The organism is Synoicihabitans lomoniglobus, from assembly GCF_029023725.1.
GTDB classification, from domain to species: Bacteria; Verrucomicrobiota; Verrucomicrobiia; order Opitutales; family Opitutaceae; genus Actomonas; species Actomonas lomonigloba.
The window spans coordinates 3,734,642-3,755,066 of the sequence record NZ_CP119075.1 but is presented as its reverse complement, the minus strand read 5'-3'; the positions used below and the strand labels follow the sequence as shown (position 1 = coordinate 3,755,066).

The 20,425-nt window shown below is 61.6% G+C and carries 16 protein-coding genes; 7 read left to right on the top strand and 9 right to left on the bottom strand.

Going from position 1 to position 20,425, the window contains the following annotated elements; genetic code table 11:
- Position 1: 1 nt before the first annotated feature.
- Entirely contained in the window at positions 2-823 is an 822-nt protein-coding gene (locus PXH66_RS14440) for a phosphatidate cytidylyltransferase (protein ID WP_330929744.1), read from the bottom strand.
- Between the two features lie 33 nt (positions 824-856).
- Positions 857-1,633, bottom strand: a complete 777-nt coding sequence (gene uppS / locus PXH66_RS14435) for an undecaprenyl pyrophosphate synthase (RefSeq protein WP_330929743.1) — start codon at positions 1,631-1,633, stop codon at positions 857-859.
- Between the two features lie 123 nt (positions 1,634-1,756).
- Here uppS and PXH66_RS14430 point away from each other — a divergent pair, with 123 nt between their 5' ends.
- The gene (locus PXH66_RS14430) at positions 1,757-2,053 is read left to right on the top strand and encodes a 4a-hydroxytetrahydrobiopterin dehydratase (protein ID WP_330929742.1); all 297 of its coding nucleotides are present in this window, start codon (positions 1,757-1,759) and stop codon (positions 2,051-2,053) included.
- Positions 2,054-2,682: 629 nt separating this feature from the next.
- Complete coding sequence (locus PXH66_RS14425) at positions 2,683-3,153, top strand: REP-associated tyrosine transposase (protein WP_330932056.1); 471 nt, start codon at positions 2,683-2,685, stop codon at positions 3,151-3,153.
- 214 nt (positions 3,154-3,367) lie between these two features.
- On the opposite strand, the gene PXH66_RS14420 is transcribed toward PXH66_RS14425, so the two are convergent.
- From PXH66_RS14420 to PXH66_RS14405, 4 genes are all read right to left on the bottom strand, one after another.
- The gene (locus tag PXH66_RS14420; protein ID WP_330929740.1) at positions 3,368-5,542 is read right to left on the bottom strand and encodes a transglutaminase TgpA family protein; all 2,175 of its coding nucleotides are present in this window, start codon (positions 5,540-5,542) and stop codon (positions 3,368-3,370) included.
- On the bottom strand, positions 5,517-6,710 hold the full coding sequence (locus PXH66_RS14415; RefSeq protein ID WP_330929739.1) for a DUF58 domain-containing protein: 1,194 nt from the start codon (positions 6,708-6,710) through the stop codon (positions 5,517-5,519). Before PXH66_RS14415 ends, PXH66_RS14420 begins: the two co-directional genes overlap by 26 nt.
- Positions 6,711-6,842: 132 nt before the next feature.
- Positions 6,843-7,814 carry an AAA family ATPase gene (locus tag PXH66_RS14410; RefSeq protein ID WP_330929738.1) on the bottom strand — a complete coding sequence of 324 codons (972 nt, stop codon included), beginning with the start codon at positions 7,812-7,814 and terminating at the stop codon, positions 6,843-6,845.
- 171 nt (positions 7,815-7,985) lie between these two features.
- A complete protein-coding gene (locus tag PXH66_RS14405) occupies positions 7,986-9,080 on the bottom strand; it encodes a sensor histidine kinase (RefSeq protein ID WP_330929737.1) in 1,095 nt (364 codons plus the stop codon).
- A gap of 222 nt (positions 9,081-9,302) precedes the next feature.
- On the opposite strand from PXH66_RS14405, the gene PXH66_RS14400 reads away from it, so the two are divergent.
- The 5 genes from PXH66_RS14400 to PXH66_RS14380 all read left to right on the top strand — a co-directional run bounded on the left by PXH66_RS14400 (position 9,303) and on the right by PXH66_RS14380 (position 14,016).
- Positions 9,303-9,926 (top strand): TetR/AcrR family transcriptional regulator, encoded by a 624-nt coding sequence (locus PXH66_RS14400; RefSeq protein ID WP_330929736.1) that lies wholly within the window; start codon positions 9,303-9,305, stop codon positions 9,924-9,926.
- On the top strand, positions 9,904-10,884 hold the full coding sequence (locus PXH66_RS14395; RefSeq protein ID WP_330929735.1) for an HlyD family secretion protein: 981 nt from the start codon (positions 9,904-9,906) through the stop codon (positions 10,882-10,884). Before PXH66_RS14400 ends, PXH66_RS14395 begins: the two co-directional genes overlap by 23 nt.
- Positions 10,865-11,824, top strand: coding sequence for an ABC transporter ATP-binding protein (locus PXH66_RS14390; protein WP_330932055.1), 960 nt, complete (start codon positions 10,865-10,867; stop codon positions 11,822-11,824). The genes PXH66_RS14395 and PXH66_RS14390 overlap by 20 nt, the downstream gene beginning before the upstream one ends.
- A complete protein-coding gene (locus tag PXH66_RS14385; protein WP_330929733.1) occupies positions 11,821-12,954 on the top strand; it encodes an ABC transporter permease in 1,134 nt (377 codons plus the stop codon). Before PXH66_RS14390 ends, PXH66_RS14385 begins: the two co-directional genes overlap by 4 nt.
- A 297-nt stretch (positions 12,955-13,251) precedes the next feature.
- Complete coding sequence (locus tag PXH66_RS14380; RefSeq protein ID WP_330929732.1) at positions 13,252-14,016, top strand: hypothetical protein; 765 nt, start codon at positions 13,252-13,254, stop codon at positions 14,014-14,016.
- 247 nt (positions 14,017-14,263) lie between these two features.
- Here the strand turns inward: PXH66_RS14380 and PXH66_RS14375 are convergent, their stop codons facing one another.
- The 3 genes from PXH66_RS14375 to PXH66_RS14365 all read right to left on the bottom strand — a co-directional run bounded on the left by PXH66_RS14375 (position 14,264) and on the right by PXH66_RS14365 (position 20,406).
- Entirely contained in the window at positions 14,264-15,100 is an 837-nt protein-coding gene (locus tag PXH66_RS14375) for an NAD(P)-dependent oxidoreductase (protein ID WP_330929731.1), read from the bottom strand.
- 592 nt (positions 15,101-15,692) lie between these two features.
- Complete coding sequence (locus PXH66_RS14370) at positions 15,693-18,698, bottom strand: RCC1 domain-containing protein (protein WP_330929730.1); 3,006 nt, start codon at positions 18,696-18,698, stop codon at positions 15,693-15,695.
- Between the two features lie 1,168 nt (positions 18,699-19,866).
- Positions 19,867-20,406, bottom strand: a complete 540-nt coding sequence (locus PXH66_RS14365; RefSeq protein ID WP_330929729.1) for an AlkZ-related protein — start codon at positions 20,404-20,406, stop codon at positions 19,867-19,869.
- Between the last annotated feature and the right edge of the window lie 19 nt (positions 20,407-20,425).

Sequence of the window (20,425 nt, the reverse complement as noted above, 5' to 3'; positions counted from 1 at the left end):
CTCACAACAACCGGAAGACCAGATACCCGATCGGAGCCGTGAGAATCAAGCTGTCCGACAGATCAAACACCCCGCCAATCCCCGGAATGGTGGCACCGGCGTCCTTCGCGTTGGTGCGGCGCTTGATCACGGATTCCACCAGATCGGACACGATGGCCAACGCCGCCACGGGCAGGGCGAGCAGGCCGGCCAGGAGTGGGGTGAACAGGGCCGGTAGTTGATCGGCGAAGCCGTAGGCCAACCCGGCCCCGACGCCCATGGACGTCAATAGTCCGCCGACGGCTCCTTCCCACGTCTTTTTGGGGCTGATGCCCGGGGCCATCTTGTGCCGACCGAAGGCGAGCCCGGCGAGCAGTGCGCCGACATCGCAAAATTTAGACACCGCGATGACCCAGACGCCCAGAATCAAACCGGTGTGCGCCACGGGATCGTTGATCAGCACAATTCGGCCGAGAAACGACAACATGAACGGAATGTAAACGATGCCGAACAACGTCCACGCGAGCGATTCCATGCGATTTTCGGCGTCGCGTTCACCGAGGATGCGCACGGCAAACACGATGGCGGCCAGCGCCAGCAACGGGCCGCTGCTCAAGCCGTGGGGTTCCAGATAAAGCGGCCCGAGGCACAACGCGGCCCCGAACAGCATGCCGATGCGATTGAAGGGCTTGAGCCCGAGGCGCTGGATGAGTTTGAAAAACTCCCACTGGGTCAGCACGGCGATGAGCGCGATGAGCCAGACGGCCCCGATCGGGCCCAGAAAAATAACGCAACCGGCGACGATTGCCCAAAGCAGAAGGGTGCTGAAAATACGGGAGCCCACGGTGGAAAAGAGGTTGGGTAGCGGGGCCGCCGATCAGCGTCCAGCAACTAACGGCGGGATGGCGGCCGTGGCGGCAGGCGATCGCAACTGATCGCCGGTGCGGCCGAACCGGCGTTCCCGCTTGGCGAATTCCGCCACTGCGGCCTTGAAATGATCGGCGGAAAAATCAGGCCAAAAAATCGGCAGAAACACGAATTCCGCGTAGGCTGCCTGCATGAGGAGGAAATTGCTGACTCGAGTCTCGCCCGACGTGCGGATCACCAGATCGGGGTCGGGCAGATCCTTGGTGTAAAGGTGGCGGGCGAAACTCTCCCAGCTGTCGTCGTCGGCCGCGATTTCGCCGGCTGCGACCGCGGCGGCGTAGGACTTGGCGGCATCGAGCACCTCCGTGCGGGAGCCATAGTTGAGCGCGAGCACGAGGGTGTGCTCGGTGAAATCGGCGGTGGCGGCGATCGTGCGTTCGAGCTCCTGGCGCACGAAATCGGGCAGTAAGTCGGTGCGCCCGATGGTGCGCAACCGAACTTGGTTTTTAACCAGGGTGGAGGTCTCGCGTTTGAGAAAATACTCCAAGAGGCCCATCAACGCCCCCACTTCGTCCTGCGGCCGACGCCAGTTTTCGACCGAGAAGGCGTAGAGTGTGAGATATTCAATCCCCAGTTCGCGCGCGGTTTCGATCGTGCGGCGAACGGTCTCGACGCCACGACGATGGCCTTCGATGCGAGGGAGGCCGCGTTGTTTGGCCCAGCGGCCGTTCCCATCCATGATGATGGCTACGTGATGCGGGACGGATGCAGATTCGGGTTCGGCCATGCAGGTAAGGGCAACACGTTAGGGAGCGGCGACCGGTTTTGACAAGGCCACAACCTGAACGGCACGCGGTGACAGATACCGGTGCGACTTTGACCATGCCGCGAAACCGCCTATCTTGGAATTATGTCTGCAGACCCGCCCCTCGAACCCGCCGCGATTCAATCCGCCCTGGCTGCCCTGCCCGGTTGGTCGGTCGATGGCGACAGTCTCACCAAGGAATACACCTTTGCTGATTTCCGCGCGGCATTGGTGTTCATGATGCAAGTCGGATTTGAAGCGGACGCCATGGACCATCACCCGGAATGGACCAACGTCTACGACACCGTCACCGTGCGCCTGCGGACCCACCACGCAGGCAACAAGATCACGGCAAAAGACATCACATTGGCCACCGCGATGGAAAAGATTGTGACTGCCTGAATTCAAACGCGCATCCGGGGCACCGCTGCCGGCCCGCTTCAACATCGGAGTGGTCTCTTGTTGGGGTAGGAGCGCGTTTACGCGCGATGAACGCGGCGGCGTGGTGTGAAAAGCGAGCGGGCTCGGACGGTGAGGCAAGGTGATCGCGCGCAAGCACGCTCCTACAATGGGTGGTCTCCTGCTGGGGTAGGAGCGCGTTTACGCGCGATGAACGCGGCGGAGTGGTCTGAAAACCGAGCGGGGTCGGACGGCGAGGCAAAGTGATCGCGCGCAAGCACGCTCCTACAATGGGTGGTCTCCTGCCTGGGTAGGAGCGCGTTTACGCGCGATGAACGCGGCGGAGTGGTCTGAAAACCGAGCGGGGTCGGACGGTGAGGCAAGGTGATCGCGCGCAAGCACGCTCCTACATCGGAGTGGTCTCCTGCTTGGGTAGGAGCGCGTTTACGCGCGATGAACACGGCGGCGTGGTCTGAAAACCGAGCGGGGTGGGACGGTGAGGCAAGGTGATCGCGCGCAAGCACGCTCCTACGTTGGGGGTTGTCCTCGTGGCCTGAAGGGGGCTTTTTTCCGTTATGTCGCGCGACGAAAGGAAAGGCCACGCTGCGTTGAGGCGCGGACGGTTTTCGATCGTGGGCGCGAGCTACTTTCTGACCTTATGCACGGAGCATCGGTGCCCGGGACTCACGACCTCGATTTTGGCGGAAGCGGTGATTCGTGAGGTCGAAATACTCGCGGATGATGATGTCTGGCGATTGCAGGCGCTGACGATCATGCCCGACCACGTGCATGTTTTGGTCGCGCTCGGCGCAAAACTCGATCTCTCCCCAGCGATTTCACGGTTCAAGGCCAAGACGAAGGGCGCGTTGCAATCCGGAAATTTGCACTGGGAACGTGGCTACTTCGATCATCGGATTCGACCCGACGACAAACTTGCCCCGGTCTTGCGGTATATGGCTCTCAATCCGTTTCGCGCGGGTTTGACGAAGTCGACGGAGCAGGTGTGGCCGTGGTTTCGATTGGGTGAAGTCGAATCCAATTGGTTTCGCCCTGGGTTTCCCGACGACGACGAATCGACCCATCCCGCTTGGCTCAAAAAGTAGGAGCGCGTTTACGCGCGATGAACGCGGCGGCGTGGTCTGAAAACCGAGCGGGGTGGGACGGCGAGGCAAGGTGATCGCGCGCAAGCACGCTCCTACAATGGGTGGTCTCCTGCTGGGGTAGGAGCGCGTTTACGCGCGATGAACGCGGCGGCGTGGTGTGAAAAACGAATTGATGAACGCGGCGGAGGCGACGTGATCACGCGTGAGCGCGTGGTTACGCGTTGCGCAGGGCGGTTTTGGCGGAGCGAAAGACTTTCACGGGTTCGGGCCAGGTGTCGGAATTGCCGAAGCGGAGTCGCAGCAGGGCGAGCTCGGTCTCGGGGGGCCAGACGAAGCCCGTTCGTTTGGTTGCTCGTTGCAGCCATCGTCCCGCTTCGCGCCGCACCGGGTCTTGATCGACGCGCGCGGTCGACCGTCGCAGTCGCAGCCACCATGCCCGTCCATATTGACGCCAAACCCAAACCAAGAGACCCACGCCGATGAGGGCGCCCGCCAACTGGAGGAAGCGGTCGAGGTTCCAGGGGCGCTGGACCCAGGTGCGCACCGCGTTGGCCTTTTCGTCCGCCCATTCCACCAGCATTTCCCGACTTTCGCGGAAGAACTTGGTCGTGCTGGAGAGAATGGCCTCCTGCGAATCAAGGTCGAAGTTGACGATGCGCCGATACCAAAACACGCGCAGGCTTTCCAGCCGCGCTTTCCAACTGTTGTCGCGGTCGCGAGCCAGCGCCGCCCCCGTGGTGGGATCGATTCCGGTGGTGGCGAGACCTTGATTTCCCGGCGTGGGGTCGACTCGTATCCATGATCCGGATGCATCATCGAATATCTCACACCACGCGTGGGCGTTGGCATTGCGCACCGTAAAGCTGCCACTGAAGTCGTTCCAGGTCCCCCCCCGGAATCCTGTGACCAAACGGGCGGGGTAGCCGGCGGCGCGCGCAAGCAATACGAATGATCCGGCGAAAAACTCGCAATGTCCGGACGCCTCGGAATCGAGCCAGCGCACCAGCGTGTCGCCTTCGCCGGGGGGCACTGCACTGGAGAGCGCATAGGGGTGCACCTCGCTCAGCCATTTCACGACGTGTTGGGCAAAGCTCGTCGCATCGGTATGGGCGGGCGGCGCGATGTCACCGAGAATCGTGGTGAGCCGACTCCGCGTGACCGCATTCTCGGGCAGGGCGGTGAAGTCGCTGCCGGAGAGACGGCCGTCGCGTCGTTTCAAGGTGAAGGTGGCATCCTTGAGCGTGTCGCCGGTGTCCATGCTCCAGGTGCGAAACGCGAACATCTTGGGCGGGTCCCTTTGCAACGCCACGATGCGCAATTCTTCGCTCATGGTGAAGGTCTGTGGCTCGGTGAAGCGAATGCTGTAGAAGTTGCCCAAAAGCGGCAGATAACGACTCACCGCCGGCTCCATGTAGATCGTCCACGTGGGAGCCCGAGTCCAGAAGATGCCGCGCCCGTTGAGCTCGCTGCGCAGCGGACGATAGCCGTTGAGATCGCGCCGGAATTCGTCGGACATCTTGAATCCGGCGCCGGTGTATTCATCGAGCACGACCATGCGCCAATAGGGCACGCGGGGCATCACGCTCGGGTCAGTCAGGTCGACGGAAAAAGCGAGGCTGTTGTCTTCGGTGATCGAGGTGACGTCACCGAATTGTATGTTGTCGGAAAACCCCGTGCGCGTGGTGCGCGTGATGAGCCGGTCGATGAAGAGCGAGCTCTGCATGTCGAAGCGAGGGATGGCCAAAAACAGCAGACCGGACAGCACCACCATGGCACCGAAGCCGACCACGCCCAGCGTCGCCAGCCGCCAATCCGTCGCCGCCCGCAGTTTCTGGCGATGCGTCCGCCAACTGATGCGCGCCCAGGAGGGCACCACCCGCGGCGGCACCGGCGGAGGCGAGACGCCATCGGCGTGTTCGAGGGTGACGGCGAGCAACATCACCAGGGCACACGATGTGAATGCCAGTAGTTGCAGCACAAACGAAAGCGACACGGTGATCACGCCCGCGACAATCACGAGGAACAGTCCCAGCAGCACGAGTTGCAGGTCGTCGCGCCGTTGGCGGTAGGTCACCAGTCGGTAAAAAATGAGGGTGAGGTCGAGCCGGATCAGTGCCGGCAACGGCTCGCGGGTCAGAGCCAGATCGACCACAAACATAACCACGATGAGCGGAAACGCCGCCCGGTGCATCCAGGCCGGCACTTGACCCGGCCAGGTCGGTTTGACCAGCGCCGCGATGGCCGCGACGGCGACGACCGGCATGTGCAACCACGCATCGATTTCCATGAAGAAAACCGTGACAACCGAGAGCAGGGCGAGCACGGCACCCAGCCACCAGCGGAGTCGTCCGAGGTCGTCGGAATTAAGCTGCGGCCGCTTTTTGTCCATCGACGAAGGCGGCCACGCCGCGGGCTCCTTCCGGAGCGAAGGTGAGGGTTAAGCGGGCGGCGGCGCCAGGACCGACGGAAACGGAAGGGAACGGGGCCTGCGAGGGGCGTCCGGTGGATTCGCGCGGGGTGAGTTCGGCGAGCCGATCGAAGAACGCCTCGAGGTCCCGCACGCCGCGGATCGGTTGCGGCAGTTCATGATCGATGGTCACCGTGCCCAGTCGACCGGTCGTGAACAGATCCTCCGCCAACGTGGCGACGAAGCTGCAGGCCAACTCGAATTGCTCGGGACGCGTCCAGACATCGCCCGCCGTGTCGAGCCGCAGCGAATAGCCCTCCTGTTGCTCGGTGGAAAATTGACGGACCATCAGTTGCCGCAGTCGCGCCGACGCTTTCCAGTGAATCTGGCGATGTGAGTCGCCGGAGACGTATCTGCGCACGGCCAGCAAGTCACCCGACTGGCCGATCTTATTGACGGCGTGACCGCTTTGGCGGCGACTGGCGACGAGCACGGCAAAGCGTTGGTATTCCACCGGCGCCGGCCACACCAGCACCTCCGTGCGAATCTCGCAGGCCAGCACCTTGCGCAGAAAGCCGAAGGGAAACAGCGACCCGACGGCGGTGAGTTCGACGACCTCGTGACCGCGGGTCGTCGGTTGCCACGACCACTCCAACCGGGCGGTGCCGCCGCCCGCGTCCAGACGCTCGCGCAATACGAGACGCCGACCCTTGGGTTCGGCCTTGGTGCGAACCTCGAACCACAGGCCGTGAGTGGGCAGCAATTTTTTACGGTTGCGCAGCTCGATCGTGACGGTGCCGGTCTGGCCCACGCGATAAGGCGGCGACGGCACCATGCGCCAGGCGACCTTGGCGAGATTGAGGGCGGACAACACGCCGCTCCCGATCAGGCAGGCCAGCAACAACGACAGCGTGATGAACAGGATGTTATTCGATGTATTGTAAGCAGCACTACCGATGCCCAGGGCGACGATGATGAGCAGGAAGCCGGAAATCGTCGGCATGATGCGCTGACCGCGCGGGGGGTAGAGCAGCGACCACAGCAACTTGCGCCAGGACAACTCGCGCCAGTGTTGCCGCATGGATTTGCGATCCGCGCCGGGACCCGACCAGCGCGGGTCGGAGGCGGCGGTTGTCGTCGTGGCATTCATATCCGCGCTGGTAAACCCCAATGCACTAAATCCCCAATCCCAAGAAGGACGCAGCGTGCATCGTGGGGGCGACGAAGGTCATGTTGGATTTTGGGTGTTTGAGAGTTGGGGTTTCCGCCGCGAGCGTCGGCGCTACTGCGGCGACGGGAGGTTCTCCACGATGCGTTTGAGCGCGGCGGCGATGGCACGACGTTCTTCCAGCGCGTCGCTGGTGGGGCGGGTCAGACCGAGGCGGTGGCCGAGGGTGGGGACGACGAGATTGCTGACATCATCCGGCACCACGAAGTCGCGACCTTGGATGAGCGCGCAGGCCTGGGCGGCATGCTTGAGCGCCAATCCGCCGCGCACGCTCACGCCGGCTTTGAATTCGGCTTCCGTGCGCGTGGCGTTGATGATGCGCAGGATATATTCGAGCACGCTGTCTTCCACGAAGACTTGACTGGCGATTTCCTGCAGTTGAGCCACTTCGGTGCGCGTGAGCACCGGATCGAGCGAGATGCCGTCGTAGGAGGTTTGCTGCGCGCGCAGGATTTCCATTTCGTCGGCTCCGGCCGGGTAACCCATGTGGATGCGCATGAGGAAGCGGTCCATTTGGCTCTCGGGCAGGGGAAACGTGCCCTCGTAATCGACGGGGTTTTGGGTGGCAAAGACCATGAACGGCGTGCCCACCGTGTGGGATTCGCCATCGACGGTGACTTTGCCGCGATCCATCACCTCGAGCAGAGCCGACTGGGTCTTGGGGGTGGCGCGGTTGATTTCATCGGCCAGCACGATGGAGGCGAAGACCGGCCCTTTTTTGAAAACGAATTCCTTGGTGTTTTCATCGTAGATCGCGACCCCAGTCACATCGCTGGGCAGGAGATCGCTGGTGAATTGCACGCGGGAGAAGGCGCAGTCGAGCGAGCGAGCCAGACAGTAGGCGAGGGTGGTTTTGCCGACGCCGGGCAGATCCTCGATCAGCAGGTGACCGCGGGCGAGCAGACACGTGATGGTGCGCTCGATGACCTCGTCCTTGCCCTTGATGGTGCGGCGCATGTTGGCGCGCAGTTTTTGGATGGCTTGTTTGGCGTCGGTCATGGACGCACCGGATACAAAATCACTCATGCTGGGAACGGGGCGGACAGGAAGATTATCGGGGACGGGACACTCAGGTTCAGAACTGGTGAAAAGCCAAACGGCTTCGACTCGTGCGGACATAAAAAATCCCCGGCGAAGAGTCGAGTCCAGCCGGGGCTTGGGATCAGTCGGCTTCCTCGCGCGGAGAAAGCGATGTCATCAGCAGGCCATTTCCAGGGGGCGAACCTTGGAGCCGGGGGCCGGACTCTCGGCGGCGAGCAGGTCGAACGAGAAACACATGCCGCCGGTGGGGCGGCGTTCGATGCTCAGTTTGCTGGCATGCAGCGCCAGCAGATTGTTCACCATGCGCAGACCGAGCCCGAGTTTCAGATCGCCGTCGGTGGCGGTATCATCGTCTTCCGGTGCCGCCAGAGCGGAGTAAAGTTTGGCCGGATCCACGCCCTGGCCGTTGTCGGAGACCGAAATACGAATGCCGCGGTGGCACGGCTCGGCCCCGATTTCGACGATGTCGCCGGAGCTGCAGGCCTTGATCGCGTTGCCGATCAAATTGTTCATCACTTGGAGCAAACGCGCCTGGTCTCCGCCGACGCTGCCGTGGGCGGACGGGAAATTAAGCGCCACGCCTTGGGTTTGGGCGAAGAGCGCCTGGTTGTCCAATGCGGCCTGCCACAGCGAAGTCAGTTTCACCGGAGCGTAGGTGAAGGTGCTCCCGGTATCGCTCATGCCCGCCTCCAACAAACCGGTGACTTGATGCGCTTGCGCTTGAGCCGAGCGACGGATCATGCCGGCAAGTTTGTGGGTGCTGGAGTTTTCAGGATGGTTCATCTGCAGCATGTCGGATGCGGCGACGATCGCGGTGAGGGGGCTGCGGAAATCGTGGGCAATCCCCACCGCCAGATTGTCCTTCAGGCGCATCAGTCCGTCGAGGGACTCGATACTGTGACGTGCTTCGCGCATGAGTTGACCGGCGGTGTCTTCAAACCCGTCCGGTGAAAGTGGCAAGGCCCGGTCCAGGCGGTAGGCGCGCAAATCGTGGCAGGCGCTGCGCACGGGCGCGAGCAGGTGATGTTGGCACCAGAGCGTGAAACCTGTGCCGACCAAGGTGGCGGCCAGCACCACGATGATCGCGGGCAGGGCGTCTGCCCATCCGGTCGACAACGCCAAATACATCACAAAAGCAATCAGCGGAAGATGGATGCCCAGAAACGCGATGCCCAGGAACTTCAAGGAGTAGGACTTCGGGAAGAAAAACCGGTTGAGGGTGCGGTAGAAGGACAGCGAGGTTTGATTCATTCGGAAGTGAGATGTGGACTTAAACTAGCTATTCACAAATAGGTAAAATACCCTATTAAATTTCAAGGGGAAGAATTACGTATTTTGCGTGCTTTGGTCGCATGACCGTCGTGACTTCGGCTTGGCCTGACCCCAGCGGACAACGGGCACGGCTGCATTAGGAAACTAAGTAAACGCTTGAAGTTTCCGTGATTTCTTGCGCTTCATGGCCCGGTGCAACCTGTGGCTTCATCCTCGTCGGTTTCGGTTCGTGATCGTTTGCTGTCCAACGCCCGGCGGCTGCTTTTCACCTATGGTTATCAGGCCTTGACGATGGATCTGCTCGCGGAGGCTGTGGGCATGAGTAAGAAAACGATCTACCGCCATTTTTCCGGCAAAGAGGCGATCGTCGATGCAGTCATCGAAGCATTTGCGACCGATGTTTTGGCGATGGCCGAGTCCGTGTTTTTGGACGATGCACTCGGGTTTCCGGCCAAGCTCGCGCGGTTTACGTCCGAGTTGACCCAGCGTTTTTCGCGGGTGCCTCCGACGCTTTTCCGCGAATTGCAGCGTTATGCGCCGAAGGTTTATCGGCACATCGAGGAACTGCGTTCCCGCAACATTCCGGTGGTTTTTGGCCGTATGGTGATGCAGGGCAAGCGGGTCGGCGCCGTGCGGGCTTCGGTCGATCCCGCCTTCGCCACAGCGTTTTGGGCCCAGGCGATTCAAGGGCTCAATCACCCGGATACTTCGGAGCGTCTCGGGCTGCGTCCGGACCAGATTTTTGATCAGGCACTCAACCTCTTTTTTGGCGGGCTGCTCACCTCGGAAGGCATGAAGGACTATGAAAACGTATCGCTCAGTTAGTTGTCGAGCCGCGGGCTGGTTTGGTCTGGCGGCCACGGTCTGGTTGATGGCGGGTTGTGCACCCGAACCCGAGACGCGGTGGCAAGGTTACTTGGAAGGCGAGTATGTTTATGTGGGGTCGTCGCTCCCGGGCCGTCTCGAACAATTGGCCGTGAAGCGGGGCCAAAGTGTCGAGGCCGGCACCCCGCTTTTCCGATTGGATCAAACGCCGGAGGCCGCTGCGCGTGACGTCGCGCGCGAACGTCTGGCGCAAGCCGAGGCCCAATTGAGCGATTTGACCAAAGGCCAACGTCCGTCCGAATTGGCGACGTTGGAAGCGCAGCTCGACCAAGCCCGGGCGAGTGCCGAGCTCTCGCGGCGGGATCTGCAACGCGTCGCGAAGTTGCATCGCGAAAAGGTGGTGCCGGACGGCGACTTCGATCGGGTTCGCCTGAACCATGAAGCCAACGAGGCCCAGGTGACCGCGTTGGAATCCCAACTCGTCACCGCGCGCCTGGGTGGCCGGGACGACCGGATCGTCTCGGCGCGAGCCGAAGTTGCCGCCGCGCGCGCGGCACTGGCCCAAGCCGATTGGAGTGTGACGGAGAAATCCCGGGATGCGCCGATGGCGGGCTTGGTCTTCGACACGTTGTTTCGGCCCGGAGAGTTCGTCGCGGCGGGGCGTCCGGTCGTGGCGCTGTTACCGCCGACGAATCTCAAGGTGCGTTTCTTCGTGCCGGAAGCCGCGCGCGCCACCCTCGCGCCGGGAGATGCGGTGCAGGTCAATCTCAGCGGAAGGGAATCTCCCGTGTCGGCGCACGTTGTCTATCTCTCCCCGCAGGCGGAATTCACGCCGCCGGTCCTCTACAACCGGGAGAACCGGGCGAAGTTGGTCTTCATGATCGAAGCCGAGTTTGACGCCGCCGCCGGCGTCGAGTTACTGCCCGGACAGCCGGTCGATGTCACTCGCGCCGACTGACATGACGATCCCGGCGGACAACGTCATCGATGTCACTGGCATCACCAAACGCTTCGGCGACAAGACCGTCGTCGACGGTCTCGACCTGGCCGTGCGGCGCGGCGAGATCTACGGATTTCTCGGGCCCAACGGCAGCGGCAAGACGACGTTTATTCGCATGTTATGTGGCCTGCTCACGCCCGATGCGGGACAGGGCACGTGCCTCGGCTACGACGTGCTGCGCGACCAACGCGATATCCGCACGCATGTCGGCTACATGACCCAGCGGTTCAGCTATTACGAGGATCTGAGTATCCGTGAAAACCTCGATTTCGTGGCCCGCCTTTACGAAACTCGCAACCGTCGCGAGGTCGTGGACCGGGCGCTGGAGCGCCTCGGTTTGCAGGGCCGCAGCAAACAGCTCGCAGGCGAGCTTTCCGGCGGTTGGAAACAACGCCTCGCGTTGGCGGCCGCGTTGCTGCACGGCCCGCAGTTGCTGTTGCTCGACGAACCGACGGCGGGGGTCGACCCGAAGGCGCGGCGGGATTTTTGGGAGCAGATTCATCAACTCGCGGCCGAAGGCCTGACCGTGCTCATCACCACGCATTACATGGATGAAGCGGAGCGTTGCCACCGGCTCGCCTACCTCGCGTATGGCCGCTTGATGACGCAGGGCACCGTCGACGAAGTCATCGCGGAAGCCGGGTTGAGCACGTGGGAAATCACCGGTCCGGGACTGCATGACCTAGTCGGCCGACTGCGCGATTTACCCGGCGTTGAGCAAGTTGTCCCGTTTGGCACCGCGTTGCATGTGAGTGGACACGACGCTGCGAAACTCGAAGCGGCGCTGAACCCGTTGCGACGGGACGGACAACGCTGGCGGCAGGTTCCGGCCAGTCTGGAGGACGTGTTCATCTGCTTGATGGACCACTCCAGGGACAACTTCTCCGCGCAGCCATGAGACGTTTTGCCTTTCATCGTTTCTGGGCGGTCGTGCTGAAGGAGTTCATTCAGATGCGGCGCGATCGCGTGACCTTTGGCATGATGGTCGGCATCCCGCTGATGCAGCTCATGTTGTTTGGTTTCGCGATCAATTCCGATCCCAAGCATCTGCCCGCCGGTGTGCTCAATGCCGATCACGGTCCCTTTGGACGGTCGATCGTGGCGGCGATGCAGCACAGTGACTACTTCGCGTTCGATCACGAGGTCCGCACCGAAGCGGAAGCGCAGCGCCTGCTCGAGCTGGGTGACGTGCAATTCATCGTGAACATCCCGCAGAACTTTTCGCGATCGCTGCTGCGCGGTGAACGGCCGGTGCTGTTGATCGAGGCCGACGCGACCGACCCGGGAGCGACCGGGAGTGCGCTGGGCTCGTTGCAGGGGGTGATCGATTCCGCGCTCGCGCGCGATCTGCGCGGTCCGCTGGCCGACTTGAGCGCGACGCCCGCGCCGGTGGAGCTGCGCCTGCATCGCCTCTACAACCCCGAAGTCATCACTCAATACAACATCGTGCCCGGACTCATGGGCGTGGTGCTCACCATGACCATGGTGGTCATCACCGCGCTGGCCATCACCCGCGAACGCGAGCGCGGCACGATGGAAAATTTATTGGCGACACCGGCCCGGCCCTTCGAGGTAATGACGGGCAAGATCCTGCCCTACATCGTGGTGGGCTACGTGCAGCTCAGCTTGATTTTGGTGGCGGCGAGATTCCTTTTTGGCGTGCCGATGGAAGGCAGCCTCGTGCTGCTCTATGCGGTGGCCTTCCTGTTTATTGGGGCGAACCTGGCGGTCGGCATCACGTTTTCCACCGTAGCAGCCAATCAACTACAAGCCATGCAGATGGCGTTCTTCTTTTTCCTACCATCGATCCTGCTGTCGGGCTTCATGTTTCCGTTCCGCGGCATGCCGGAGTGGGCGCAGAACATCGGCAGCGTGCTGCCGCTGACGCACTTTCTCCGCATCGTGCGCGGCATCCTGCTCAAAGGAAATGGGTTCGCCGAGATCCTGCCCCACCTGTGGCCCATGCTGCTGTTCATGGCTGGCGCGCTGACCATCGGGGTGAAGCGCTACCGGCAGACGCTGGATTGATCGGCGCGCCGGTGGAAGCGTCGGCGAGCAGTTGGCTGGCCGTCTCCTCGGGTGGATTCCTCCGGTTGTGCCGTGGTAACAGAGGAAACTGCGGAATCTGTTCAGTGGCCGGAAACGGTTGTTGGCACGTCATATCAAGTAGTTGGTCGAATATGCCTTGAGATAAGGGGAGGCGAAAGTCTGGTGGGTCCCACAAGGTCGAGCGTTTCGCTGAGTTCGCCCCCTCTTGCACTTGGGGTGGGACGGCAGCGTCAAATCCATCCCTCGTCGGCCATCACTGAACAAATACCCTCCCCCATGAAAAAGACCATCCTTCGTCGATCCGTTGCCGTCGCCACAATCGGATTTTTCTTTTCCGCCTTCGCCGTCGGGCTTTGCGGCCAGACGACTGTTTTCACCATCACCGGCCAAGCCGAGAGCACCAATCTCGGCTATGTGCAGGGAAACACCTATACGTTCTCGTTCACGATGAATGACAATTTCGCTAACGCGAACGCCTATGACACGAGCTTCGACGATCGCCACAACTGGTGGCGGGAGGAGCTTACCGGCAACGATCAATTGTTTCTCGATGTCACCTCTTCCAGTTTGTCCGGCACCTACCAACGGCCGACGTTGGCGGCGGGGGATCCCAGTTCGGAAATCAAGACGGACGAAAACTACGACAGTCTCACGATGACCATTGATTCGAATCTCGAGACTTTGAGCGGACTGACCTCCCCGGATGGCACGGGAATCCACATGTTCTATGCCCAAAATCTGGAAAGCGATGGCTGGAACCTGACCGCCGATTCGACCGCGTATGAAGTGGGAGACTATTTCTCCTCATTGGACGGTTCCTATTCCATTGGATACGGTAAGTTTTTTATGAATACGCCATCCAGTGGCTACATCCAGTTTAATGTCGGAGGGAACAGTGTGGCGGTGTCCCACATTTCGGCCGTGCCGGAACCCTCCGCGTTCGCGGCGATCCTGGGCGCGGCGGCCTTGGTGGGAGTCATGACGCAACGGCGGCGCACGAAACGCCCGGCGTCTGCGGTCAACGACCTGGGCGCTGCATAGTATTGCGGGCTCGAGAAGCCACCACCAGAGCGGCGGCCGGGGAGGATCACGGTTGGTGCGAGAGGCCGCCGCAAGCTCGCTCGGGCTCGCGGTGTGGTGGGATAGCGCCGCCCGACTCAGTGCAAAGCGCGACCAAGGTCGCGGCCTACCCCCACCATGCGTTGGCAAGGCGGAGTTCCCGTAGGCCGCGAGCTCGCTCGCGCTCGCGGCTTGGTGGGATCAGGACGCGGCCGGTCCATGACTGGACCTACTTGTCGATCAACTTGAACAACGCGGCGAAGTCCTCGTCGCCGTAGCCGGCGTCGGCGGCGGCGGTGAGTTGGGCCTTGATGGTTTGCAGCGTGGCGAGGTCGCCGGTGGTGCTCATGCCCGCGGCGAGTCGCATGTCTTTGAGCATATGTTTGATGGAGAAGAGCGGGGCGAAGTCGCGATTGCGCACCTGCGGCTCCTTAAGTTTGTCGAGGCCGGAGTGGGTGATGTTGGGCGCGAGCGCGTTGAAGTAGGTGTCGTCGGTGATGCCGGAGCGGCGGCACATGATGAACGACTCCGCGAGCACCTGCATTTGCACGGAGACGCGGAGGTTCATGGCGAGCTTGAGGGTGCAAGCCTGACGATTGTCGCCGATACGAATGCGATGGGCGGAGCCGAGGGAGAGGAGGGGATCGACTTCGGCACAGAGCGCCTCGTCGCCACCGAGATAGTAGACGCTTTGTTTGCCTTGGGCGGCGGGCTTGCTACCGGTGAACGGGGCTTCGAGGTAGCGGGCACCGGTCGCGAGCACGGCGGTGCGGAACGTGTCGCTGCTGTCGGGGTCGATCGTGCTCGACTGGATCACGGTCTTGCCCGGACCGAGGGCAGGGAGAATGGAGTCGATCACGCTTTGCACGGCGGGGGGATCGGCGACGACGATTTGAATAAAGTCGGCAGCGCGGGCGACGGCGGCGGGGTCGGCCTGCCATTGCGGAAAATCGGGCTGAGGCGTGCGATTCCACGCGCCGGCGAGCACGCCTGCGTCGTTATAGTGACGGGCCCAAATGCCGCCGATTATGCCAAGACCAAGAACGCCGATGGTAGGGTTACTCATAAGGCGTCCACCGAAAACGCAGAACGTGACGAAGACAACCCAGCGTGTGGTTTTGAGTTAAGCAGACGGAGCCGAGGAGGCGGGTTCATCGCGCGCAAGCCCGCTCCTACAAGGAACGAGTGTCACGTGGTGGCGGGCTTGCGCGCGATGGATGCGGTGGGACCGGTGGCGTGGCTTTGTTTTCTCCGTTTAGACCTTCGTTGCCTTTGTGTAAGACGGTCGGCTGATAGCCCGCGCTTCCCCCGCCTTCGTCGCCGCAGAACGTCCTTCACCCGAATTCCGGATACTGTTCGGCCAGGCGCAACCAGGTGTCATTTTCGTTGGCCGGGTCGGAGTATTCTGCGCGACTTGTCCGCCTCGGGCATGGCTTGCTCGCGATGACCCCGTTGGATTCCCCGACATGCTCTAAACGTATCCATAAAATGGATAGGTTATCTCTGCATTGACCCTGTGCTCTCCGCGACCTCTGTGGTGAACACGACCCTGCCTCAAAGTCTTCGAATCGAGGCGGTGCGCGGGTGGCGTCGGTGACCATAAAAAGGCCGCACTTGGCAGGTGCGGCCTCGAAGGTCATGGGAGGGGGGCTCCGGATTTACCGTTTGTTTTTGCCGCCTTTGCCCTTTTTCGATTTGTCGCTCTTCTTGTCGGACTTTTTCTTTTTCTCCGACTTGTCCTTCTTTCCGCCGTGCTTGGGCTTCTGGGTCGGTTTGCCCACGTCGGAACGTGCCGCGATCTTCCCGAGGGTGATCGCTTCGCGGAAGGAAATCTCCTTGGCCCGAACCAGGCTCAGCAGATGCCGGGAAACGTTCGAAACGAAGGTTCCGTGGTTGCGAACGCCGTCCGCCAAGGTGGCGTAGGTAGTTTCCAGTTGGGAGCCGAGGTCCACTCCGTTGGCATCCGCCCGATTGGCGATGTTGGAGTCCACGCCGAGGAGCACGATGTTGCCGGTGATAACGAGGTATTGTTGGTCGGTCGCGTCGCTCACGCCGTCGTTGTCGGAATCCGGGCTGAGGGGATTCAGTCCGAGCTCCACTTCTTCGCCGTCATTGAGGCCGTCGTCGTCGGAATCGGCGTCGAGGGCGTCCGTGCCGAGGGCGAGCTCGCCGCCGTCCGTGATACCGTCGCCGTCGGAATCGGGGTTCAAGGGATCGAGTCCAGCGGTCACTTCGTCACCATCGCTCACTCCGTCGTCGTCGGAATCGGCATTGAGGGGATCGGTGCCGAGGTCGATTTCCTCACCATCACCGAGGCCGTCGTCGTCGGAGTCGGGGCTCAGGGGATCGAGTCCGGTGGTTACTTCCTGTCCGTCTGAAACGCCATCACCGTCGGAGTCGGGGTTGAGGGCGTCGGTGCCCAGTTCGATTTCCGCCCCGTCATCCAATCCGTCGGCATCGGAGTCGCTGTCGAGCGGATTCAGACCAGCCGCAACTTCGTCGTAGTCGGTGACGCCGTCGGCGTCGGTATCGGGATCGAGGGGGTTTAATCCGCTCGATACTTCCGCTCCATCCGTCAAACCGTCTCCGTCAGAGTCAGTGGCAAGCGGGTCGGTGCCCAGTGCGATTTCATCACCGTCGCTCAGACCGTCCGCATCGGTGTCGGCGGCGAGCGGATTGAGGCCGGCCGCGACTTCGGCTCCGTCGGTCACGTTGTCGTTGTCGGAGTCCGGATTGAGCGGGTCGGTGCCCAAGGGGGCTTCGTCGCCGTCGATGATGCCGTCGGCGTCCGTGTCGTCATTCAACGGATCGAGACCGGCGGCGACTTCGGCTCCATCGGCAATGCCGTCGGAGTCGGAGTCTGACGCAAGCGGATCGGTGCCCAGGTTGGACTCCTGCAGATCACCCAATCCATCAGCATCGGTGTCGCCGGACAACGGGTTGGTGCCGGCGGCGAGCTCGTCGCTGTCGGAAACCCCGTCACCATCAGAGTCACTGTTGGCATCGGTGGGGTCGACGTCATCGCCATCGGCCACGCCGTCGCCATCGGAGTCGGTGTTCAGCGGATTGGAACCCGCGGCCACTTCGGCCCCATCGCTGAGGGAATCGCCATCGCTGTCGCTGTTAGTAGGATTGGTGCCGAGGTCGGCTTCCTCCTGATCGCTCAGTCCGTCGTTGTCGGTGTCGCTGGCGAGCGGGTTGGTGCCGGCGAGGATTTCATCGCCGTCGTTGATGCCGTCTCCGTCGGAGTCGGGAGAAAGGGGATTGGTGCCCAAGGCCAGTTCTTCGGCGTCGGAAACGTCGTCACCGTCGGAATCGCTGTTGGCGTCGAGCGGGTCGAGGTCATCGCTGTCGGAGACCCCATCGCCATCGGAATCAGCGTTGAGCGGGTTGGTGCCGTCGGCCACTTCGTCGCCGTCGGTCAGCCCGTCGCCATCGGAGTCCGGATTATTCGGGTCCGTGCCCAGAATTTCCTCTTCGGCGTCGAAGATGCCGTCGCCGTCGGTGTCGGTTTCGTCGACGGTGGGCCCATAAATTTCCTGCGGGAATTTGGTGCTGGTGCCGGTGCCGTCGCCGAGTTGGCGATAGCGATTGTTCCCCCAGATGAGGATGGATCCGTCCTTTTTCAGCACGACGTTGTGAGCATAACCGGGAGAGGCTTCCTCGACGTCATCCATGATCCAGGTGGGCGTATAGATACGGCTGTCGGCGGCGGTCCCGGTGGACTGGCCGTTGCCGTTGTTGCCGGAACCCCAGAGCGCGTCGTCTTCGGTAATGAAGAGGCTGTGGTAGTAACCGGCATGGATTGACTTCACGCCGCCGGCGATGACCTGAATTGGCACGAGGGTGCTGGTCACGGTGTCGGTGCCCAGCTGCCCGTAGGTGTTGTCACCTGCGGCCCAGACGGAACCATCCTCCTTGAGAAAGAGCGCGTGGCGGAAGCCACCCGAAACAGCTTTCACGCCGTCCATGACAAAGGTCGGCACGTAACGATCGTCCGTGTCACCGAGGCCGAGTTGCCCCCAGGGGTTGTCGCCCGTAACCCAAACGCTGCCATCCTCCTTAAGATACATGGTGAAGTAGAGACCGGCGGAGATCGCTTTCACATCGCTCATGACCTGCAGCGGAGTCGAGGTTGAGTTTTTCCCGATGTCGCCGATTTCGCCCCATGTGTTGTGGCCGGTGCCCCAGGCGGTGCCATCCGATTTGAGGAAAATGGTGTGAATCCAGCCCGGCGAGACGTCGACCACGTCGGTGATGGCTAGCTGAACCGGGGAGGTCCGATGCGATCCGCTGCCGTCGCCCAACGAGCCGTAGCTGTTGGAGCCGACGCCCCAAACGGTGCCGTCGGTCTTGAGGAAAAATTGTCGCTCCTGCGATGAGCCCTTGGCAAACACGGCCTGGACATCCGCCAGCACCTGAGCGGGTTCAGCCACATACTCGGACGTGTAGCCCTGGCCGATCTGACCGGCTCGATTGTAGCCCCAGGACCAAGCGGTGCCGTCCTCTTTGATGATGGCGCTGTGGTAGACCCCGGCGGCGGTTTTGGGGTTGGCGTGAGTGTGGGCGCCGGTGAAGCAAAAAGCGACGGCGAGGAACGTGAGCAGGGGGTGTTTGAGAAGACGGTGCAGGCCATCGGGTAGGGAAGGAGCTGGGAAGTTCATGCGGATATCTCCTGGGAAAGTGGGTAGGAGGAGGTTCGGATTAGGGACTCAATGAAAACGCGGACGGGCGCGGACAGGGGGGCGAACTTACCGTGGCTTAAGTAGCCGTGGGGTCGCGGGTTGGGTTTTGCGTCCTTTCCCTCCGAGCAAGCCACTCGATTTCGACCAACGACACCTGGCGACCCGTAAACAACCGATTTCGACCCCCGAAAATTTCGGGCGGAAACCGACTTACCGGTTGAATCCGAGAATCCGATGGTGGGCGGAGTCGAGTCGTGGGAAAACCGCGGGCGCACTTCGTATCATGGGGCAGTTTGTATTCTGCAATAATCTGCAGAACGGGGCTGACTCCTCAGTCGCTCAGTTTCACCTTAGCGATCTTTGCGATCTTGGTGTTAAATAAATAAACTTCCGGACATTCAGACACGTGCTTGATTTGGACTCCTGCATCCTTGTGCACAACGGAGCGTCCGCAAGCGGACGGCCTACCCGGAGGGGCAGTCTGCATATCCTCTCCGCTTTGTTTTTGAACCACAGAGGACACAGAGATCACAGAGAAAAACCCAAGATTGATTGTAGGAGCGCGCTGGCGCGCGATGAACGCGGTGGAGAGGCAGAGGAGTGGCTCGGTTTGCTTCGTTTTCCAACCTTCGTTGCCTTCGTGTAAAACCTGCTGGCTGACGGTCGAGGAGAAGAGGGACGTGCAGAGAGGTTGGGGGGGGCGCTGGCGCGCGATGGACGCGTTGGAGTGGCCCACGGAAAACATGGATGGCCCGGAAGATTGAAGAGATGCGGAGGGAATGACCGGGGCGGATGAAACGATCGCCTGCAAGCAAGCTCCTACTGTTGGGTGGCGGTCGGGATGTAGGAGCGTGCTTGCACGCGATGAATGCGGTGGAGTGGTGGTGGGCTGGGGCCGCGCTGAGAGGCGACGGATCGCCTGCAAGCAGGCTCCTACTGTTGGGTGGCGGTAGGGATGTAGGAGCGTGCTTGCACGCGATGAATGCGGTGGAGTGGGGTTGGATTGGGACCGCGCTGAGAGGCGACGGATCGCCTGCAAGCAGGCTCCTACTGTTGGGTGGTGGTCGGGATGTAGGAGCGTGCTTGCACGCGATGAACAGGTCACCCGGAGCCGAACCCGAATTCAAGGGGAGGCGATGACCCACATTCAGCCGAATTCCGGATACTGTTCGGCCAGGCGCAACCAGGTGTCGTTTTCGTTGGCCGGGTCGTTGGAGCGCACGATATTCAGCGTGATCTGTAGTTCGGCCAGCGCCTTGTCGAAGGCGGTTTTGCGGGATTTGTCGCCGCTGGTGATCTCCTTGCGCAGGTCGCCGGTTTTCAATGGTTCCACGCGGATGAGGTCGTAAACTTGGCGGGCGAGCGGGCTGCATTTTTCCACCGGCACATGGTGTTGTGGATAGTGCTCGGTGCGCAGGTGTTCCATGCTCATGAGCACGGCTTTGCCGCCTTTGATTTTGCCGTAGAAGATTTCGTCGGGGTAGGTGGAGGGCAGTTCGTTCTTCCATCGCCACACGGCCTGCACCTTTTGGCCCCAGCCGGATTCACCGGGTTGTTTCTCGGGCAGGTCTGTGGCATCCCAGAGAGACGGTGCGACGCCCTTGTTATCGGTGAAGATGTGGCAGAGTTTGACCCGCTGCACGAATTCAAAGGCCTGTTCGAGCGTTTTGACTGTGGGGGTGGACATGGGGTGAAATGAAGACCCT